At 61.3% G+C, this 6479-nt stretch carries 5 protein-coding genes; all 5 read left to right on the top strand.

Features of this window, described 5'->3' with window-relative positions; all coding sequences use genetic code 11:
- Positions 1–42 precede the first annotated feature (42 nt).
- Positions 43–1923: an extracellular solute-binding protein gene (locus EOA86_RS17455; protein WP_128342797.1), complete on the top strand. Its 1881-nt coding sequence runs from the start codon at positions 43–45 to the stop codon at positions 1921–1923.
- Positions 1923–3809, top strand: coding sequence for an extracellular solute-binding protein (locus EOA86_RS17450; RefSeq protein ID WP_128342795.1), 1887 nt, complete (start codon positions 1923–1925; stop codon positions 3807–3809). The genes EOA86_RS17455 and EOA86_RS17450 overlap by 1 nt, the downstream gene beginning before the upstream one ends.
- Before the next feature lie 30 nt (positions 3810–3839).
- Positions 3840–4934 (top strand): microcin C ABC transporter permease YejB, encoded by a 1095-nt coding sequence (locus EOA86_RS17445; protein WP_128342793.1) that lies wholly within the window; start codon positions 3840–3842, stop codon positions 4932–4934.
- Positions 4934–6073, top strand: coding sequence for an ABC transporter permease (locus EOA86_RS17440; protein WP_128342791.1), 1140 nt, complete (start codon positions 4934–4936; stop codon positions 6071–6073). The genes EOA86_RS17445 and EOA86_RS17440 overlap by 1 nt, the downstream gene beginning before the upstream one ends.
- Positions 6070–6479 (top strand): ATP-binding cassette domain-containing protein (locus tag EOA86_RS17435; protein ID WP_128342789.1); only part of this gene is annotated, 410 nt, incomplete at its 3' end. The genes EOA86_RS17440 and EOA86_RS17435, both read left to right, overlap by 4 nt.

The raw sequence follows: 6479 nt of genomic DNA, 5'->3' as shown, positions 1-6479 counted from the left end.
GAACTAGATTGTCGGCTGACACTATCGCGCAGAGGAGAAGGCATGACGGTTGGCCGAACGTTTCTCAGATCGACGCTGGTTGTGGCGGCTTTCGCCGGCGGCCTGCAGGCAGCCTTCGCGGACGAATGGCGCACCACCTCGTCGCTGATCGGTGAATCCAAATACGGCAACAACTTCCAGCGCTACGACTACGTCAATCCGGACGCGCCGAAGGGCGGTACCCTAAATTCGGTGGTGCTCGGCACGTTCGACAGCTTCAATCCCTATATCATCCAGGGTTCCTTCGCCGCCGGCTTCGTCCCGTTCGGCGGCGGCCTGCTCTATGATACGCTGATGGAGCAGGCGACCGACGAAGGCAGCGTCAGCCATCCGCTGATCTCCGACGCCTACAAACATCCGGACGACTATTCCTCGGCGACCTACCGTCTCGATCCGCGGGCCAAGTGGCACGACGGCAAGCCGATCACCACCGACGACGTGATCTGGTCGTTTCAGGTGCTGAAGGCCAACAGCCCGATGTACAGCCGCTATTTCGAGAACGTAACCGATGCCGTCGCGATCTCGGACCGCGAGGTCGAGTTCCATTTCGACCAGAAGGGCAATCGGGAGCTGCCGAAGATCCTCGGCGATCTGGTGGTGCTGCCGAAGCACTGGTGGGAAGGCACCGACGCCAACGGCAAGAAGCGCGATATCACCAGGCCGACGCAGGAGCCGCCGCTCGGCTCGGCCGCCTACAAGATCGCCAGCTTCAAGCCTGGCACTGAGATCGTCTGGCAGCGCGTGCCGGACTACTGGGGTGCCAAGCTGCCGGTGAAGATCGGGCGAGAGAATTTCGACAGGCAGCGTTTCAGCTACTTTCTCGACGACAATGCCTCTTGGCAGGCCTTCACCAAGGGCGGCTTTGAGGATTTTCGCGTTGAGTCACGGGCCCAGAGATGGGCAGTCGAGTACACCTTTCCCGCCATCAAAGCGGGGGACGTCAGAAAAGCGGAATATCCCACAACCTCGCCGGAACCCATGCAGGCCTACGTGATGAACACGCGCCGGCCGCTCTTTCAGGACGTGCGCGTGCGCCAGGCTCTGACCTACGCCTATGATTTCGAGAGCATGAACCGCACCATCTTCTTCGGCGCCTATACGCGCACGGACAGTTATTTCGAAGGTGGCGATTTAGCCTCAAGCGGTCTGCCGCAGGGCAAGGAGCTGGAAATCCTGCAGCAATATCGCGACAAGCTGCCGCCCGAACTGTTCACCCAGGAGTTCAAGCTGCCCGTCTACACCACGCCGCAGTCGGGGCGTGAAAATCTTCGGAAGGCCTATGACCTCTTCAAGCAAGCGGGTTGGGTCAATCGCGGCGGCAAGCTCGTCAACGAAAAGACCGGCGAACCGTTCAGGATCGAATTTCTCGGCAACGACCCCGTAGACGAACGCGTCGCCGGGCCCTTGATTGACAATCTCAGACGTCTCGGCATCGATGCCACGCTGCGCATCGTTGACGACAGCCAGTACACGAACCGGACCCGCGCCTTCGATTTCGATATGCTGGCGGTTGCCGGCTTCCAGCAATCCAATTCGCCGGGTAACGAACAGCGGGATTTCTTCAGCTCCACTGCAGCCGATACATCCGGGTCACGCAATTTGGCAGGGATCAAGAACCCGATCGTCGACGCCCTCATCGACCGAGTGATCTTTGCCACCGATCGGGACGATCTCATAGCGGCCACCCACGCACTGGACCGCGTGCTGCTCTGGAACTACTACATGATCCCACAGTGGCACTTGGGAAAAATTCGTATCGCCTACTGGAACAAATTCGGCATCCCGGAGAAGCAGCCGGCCTATAGCGGCGTCGACCAGAATTCCTGGTGGATCGATCCGGACAAGGAAAAGGCGCTGGCGGCAAAATACAAGAGTGGCAATTGATGGCGGCGCTCCCCTGCCGCAACTCTCTGGCCCGCCGCGACTTTCTGGCCCTCGGTGCCGCGGCCACGGCGGCAGCTTTGCTGCCCGGCCGGGCCTTCGCCGCCATCCCGACCGGCGTAAAGCTGCACGGCCTGTCGGCCTTCGGCGACCTCAAATATCCTCCAGGTTTCACACATTTCGACTATGTCAATCCGGACGCGCCCAAGGGCGGCCAGATGAATTTCGCACCGCCGAACTCCACCTTCAATCAGAGCTTCCTGACGTTCAACACGCTGAATTCCCTGGTGTTGAGGGGGGAATCGCCGCCGCGCACCGAACTCTGTTTCGATTCGCTGATGGCAAGCGCACTCGATGAGCCGGATGCGGTCTATGGCCGGCTTGCCGTGTCCGTCACCTTATCGCCGGACCGCAATGGCTTCCGCTTCAACCTGCGACCGCAAGCGCGCTTCCACGACGGCTCGCCACTGACGGCGGAGGACGTCGCCTTCGCATTGAAGGTTTACAAGGACAAGGGCCACCCGAACCTCTCCCAGGTGTTGCGGCATATGACGGAAGCGGTCGCGGTCGATCCGGTTACCGTCGACCTCACCTTCAGCGGCAAACAGTCGGCGCAAAATATCCTCGCGATCGTGGCAATGCCGATCGTGTCCAAGGCCTTCTATACGGTCAACGAATTCGATGCCTCGACGATGAAACCGCCGCTCAGTTCCGGCCCATACAAAATAGGGCGCGTGGCGGCCGGGCAGACTGTCGAATATGAACGCGTCGCCGACTATTGGGGCAGGGATCTGGCCGTGAACCGCGGCCTCTATAATTTCGACCGCATCCGTATCGATTTTTACATCAATCGCCAGGCAGCGTTCGAAGCCTTGAAAAAGGGGGACACGCATTTTCGCGAGGAATTTACCTCGCGGGTATGGGCGACCGGTTACGACTTCCCGGCGCTGAAGGACGGCAGGGTCGTCAAACGCGAATTTCCCGGCGAGAAAACGCCATCCATGCAGGCTGTCGCGCTGAACCAGCGCCGTGCGCAATTCCGCGATGTGCGCGTCAGACGAGCGATTGCCAATTGCTTCGATTTCGAATGGACCAGGCGGGTTTTGTTTTACGGCGCCTACGAGCGCTCGCAATCGAACTTCGAACGGTCGGATTACAAGGCCGAGGGCCTGCCCTCGGCCGAGGAGTTGGCCCTGCTGGAGCCGTTTCGAGCCGAGCTGCCGCCGGAAACGTTCGGCGAAGCGGTGATGCAGCCTGTCTCCGACGGTTCGGGCCACGACCGTAAGCTGCTGCGCGCGGCTTCGAGACTGCTTGCCGAAGCCGGCTGGAAGCGGGCGGGCAATTTCGTCGTCAATGAAAAGGGCGAGCGGCTGCGGGTGGAAATGCTGGCCGAGGACGATGGCATCGTTCGGCTTTTCTCGCCGTGGGCCGAGAACATGAAAACGATCGGCATCGACGTTTCGATCCGGCAGGTCGATTCGACGCAGTATGAACAGCGGCAGAGCAATTTCGACTTCGATTTCACCCTGCTCGCCTGGTCGATCGGGGCGACGCCGACTGCCGACGGCCTGGAGATACTCTATGATTCCCGGATGGCGAAAACGCCGGGAATGCGCAACTATCCCGGTACGGAAAGCAAGGCCATCGATGCGCTGATCGAGGCAGCCGGCAAGGCGCAAAGCCGGATCGAACTGGTCACGGCGCTCAAAGCACTCGATCGCGTCTTGCGCGCGCGGCTAGACTGGATTCCAACATATTATCTCGCGAATCACCGAGTAGCCTATTGGGACATGTTCGGCTTTCCCGAGCAGAAGCCTGATTTCGGCTTTCCGGTCGAGGCGCTGTGGTGGTTCGACAAGGACAAGGCGGCAAAGATTGGCAAAGCCTGAGATTTTCGCTCAAGCAAGGCAGAGAGCCTGATGGGCGCCTATGTCCTGCGCCGCATCCTGCTGATGATCCCGACCCTGTTCGGCATCATGGCGGTGTCCTTCGCCGTCATCCAGTTCGCGCCGGGCGGGCCGGTCGAGCAGGTCATCGCCAGGCTGACCAACCAGGGCGGCAGCGATCGCCTTGGCGGTGGCGGTGGCGACGCAGGCGCCAGCAATTTCGACGTGGCCGGCGACGTCGGTTCGAAATATCGCGGCGCGCAGGGGCTCGACCCCGAATTCATCGCCAAGCTGGAAAAGCAGTTCGGCTTCGACAAGCCACCGCTCGAGCGCTTCGGCATGATGCTGTGGAACTATATCCGGTTCGATTTCGGCGACAGCTATTTCCGTGACATCTCGGTGATCGATCTGATCCTGGAGAAGATGCCGGTATCGATCTCGATCGGGCTGTGGATCACGCTGCTGTCCTACCTGATCTCGATCCCGCTCGGCATCCGCAAGGCAGTCAAGGACGGCTCGGCATTCGACGTATGGACCAGCGGCGTCGTCATTGTCGGCTACGCCATTCCGGGCTTCCTGTTCGGCATCCTGCTGATGGTGCTGTTTGCCGGCGGATCCTTCTATGACTGGTTTCCGCTGCGAGGCATCACCTCCGACAATTGGGACCAGCTGTCCTGGCCGGCGCGGATCGTCGACTATCTCTGGCACATGACCTTGCCGCTGACGGCGCTGGTGCTGTCGGCCTTCGCCACCACGACGCTGCTGACCAAGAATTCGTTCCTCGAGGAAATTCGCAAACAGTATGTGGTGACCGCGCGCGCCAAGGGCCTGTCGGAACGGCAGGTTCTCTACGGACACGTCTTCCGCAACGCAATGCTGATCGTCGTTGCCGGCTTTCCCGGCGCCTTCATCTCGGCGTTCTTCACCGGTTCGCTGCTGATCGAGAACATCTTTTCACTCGACGGCCTCGGCCTGCTCGGTTTCAGGTCGGTGGTCGAGCGCGACTACCCGGTGGTGTTCGCCAATCTCTACATTTTCTCGCTGCTTGGCCTGATTGTCGGGCTCCTGTCCGACCTGATCTATACCTGGGTCGACCCGCGCATCGACTTCGAGCGAAGAGACGTCTGATGACCGGGGCCGCAGCCGAAACGGCGCCGGACCGGATTGCCCGGCCCTGGCTGTCGCCGCTCAACCAGCGGCGCCTGCAGAATTTTAGGGCCAACCGGCGAGGCTATTGGTCGTTGTGGATCTTTCTCGTGCTTTTCGTGCTGTCGCTGTTTTCCGAATGGATCGCCAACGACAAGCCGGTCCTCGTTTCCTACAAGGGCGAGATCCTGTTTCCGGTCCTGGTCGCTTATCCCGAGGAGAAGTTCGGCGGCTTTTATGCGGTCACCGACTATCGTGACCCGGTCATCCAGGACGAGATCAATGCCCATGGCTGGATGATCTGGCCGCCGGTCCGCTACTCCTACCGAACCGTCAACAACGCGATCCCCGAGGCGGCGCCCACCAAGCCGTCCTGGCTCTATGACGTCAAGACACGTTGCAATCAGTATCCGCAAGGCGCCGCCGATCCCAATTGCGTTGTCGGCAACTGGAACTGGCTGGGCACCGACGACCAGGCACGCGACGTGCTGGCGCGCGTCATCTACGGATTCAGGGTCTCGGTGCTGTTCGGCCTGATCCTCACCGCGGGTTCGGCGCTGATCGGCGTGACGGCCGGGGCATTGCAGGGCTATTTCGGCGGCTGGACCGACCTTCTGTTCCAGCGCTTCATAGAGATCTGGTCGGCGATCCCGGTGCTTTATCTCTTGCTGATCGTCGCCGCCATCCTGCCGCCCGGCTTCTTCATCCTGCTTGGGCTGATGCTGCTGTTCTCCTGGGTGGCGCTGGTCGGCGTGGTGCGGGCCGAGTTCCTGCGCGCCCGCAACTTCGAATATGTCAACGCCGCCCGCGCGCTCGGCGTACCCAATGGCACCATCATGTTCCGGCACCTGTTGCCAAACGCCATGGTGGCGACGCTTACCTTCCTGCCCTTTCTGCTCAGCGGCTCGATCTCGACGCTGACCTCGCTCGACTACCTTGGCTTCGGCCTGCCCCCCGGCTCGGCGTCGCTGGGCGAGCTCCTGAAGCAGGCGCAGCGCAACCTCAACGCGCCATGGCTGGGCATTTCCGGCTTCGTCGTCATCTCGCTGATGCTGTCGCTGCTGGTCTTCGTCGGCGAAGCGACCCGCGACGCCTTCGATCCGCGCAAGACGTTCAGATGAGCGAAGCCCCCCTCCTCTCCGTGCGCGATCTCAGCGTAGCCTTCGCGCAGGAAGGCCGCCAATCGATGGCCGTCGACCACATCTCCTTCGACATCGCCAAGGGCGAGACGGTGGCGCTGGTCGGCGAATCCGGCTCCGGCAAGTCGGTCTCGGCGCTGTCGGTGCTGAAGCTGCTGCCCTATCCGGCTGCCAGCCATCCATCGGGAAAGATCTTGTTCCAGGGCGCCGACCTGCTCGCCACCGACGAGAAGGCATTGCGCCGCGTGCGCGGCAACAAGATCACCATGATCTTCCAGGAGCCGATGACGTCGCTCAATCCGCTGCACACGATCGAGCAGCAGATCGTCGAAGTGCTGACGCTGCACCAGGGCCTGGGCGATCGCCAAGCCAGGGCGCGCACCCTGGA

The organism is Mesorhizobium sp. M5C.F.Ca.IN.020.32.2.1, assembly GCF_004023105.1.
Classification (GTDB): domain Bacteria; phylum Pseudomonadota; class Alphaproteobacteria; order Rhizobiales; family Rhizobiaceae; genus Mesorhizobium; species Mesorhizobium wenxiniae.
The sequence above is the reverse complement of the archived record's forward strand: the minus strand, read 5'-3'. Positions and strand labels throughout refer to the sequence as shown.

Excerpts from the sequence above, each read along its gene's own strand:
- EOA86_RS17455 (WP_128342797.1), top strand. The coding sequence starts at position 43 with ATGACGGTTGGCCGAACGTTTCTCAGATCGACGCTGGTTGTGGCGGCT.
- EOA86_RS17450 (WP_128342795.1), top strand. The coding sequence starts at position 1,923 with ATGGCGGCGCTCCCCTGCCGCAACTCTCTGGCCCGCCGCGACTTTCTG.
- EOA86_RS17445 (WP_128342793.1), top strand. The coding sequence starts at position 3,840 with ATGGGCGCCTATGTCCTGCGCCGCATCCTGCTGATGATCCCGACCCTG.
- EOA86_RS17440 (WP_128342791.1), top strand. The coding sequence starts at position 4,934 with ATGACCGGGGCCGCAGCCGAAACGGCGCCGGACCGGATTGCCCGGCCC.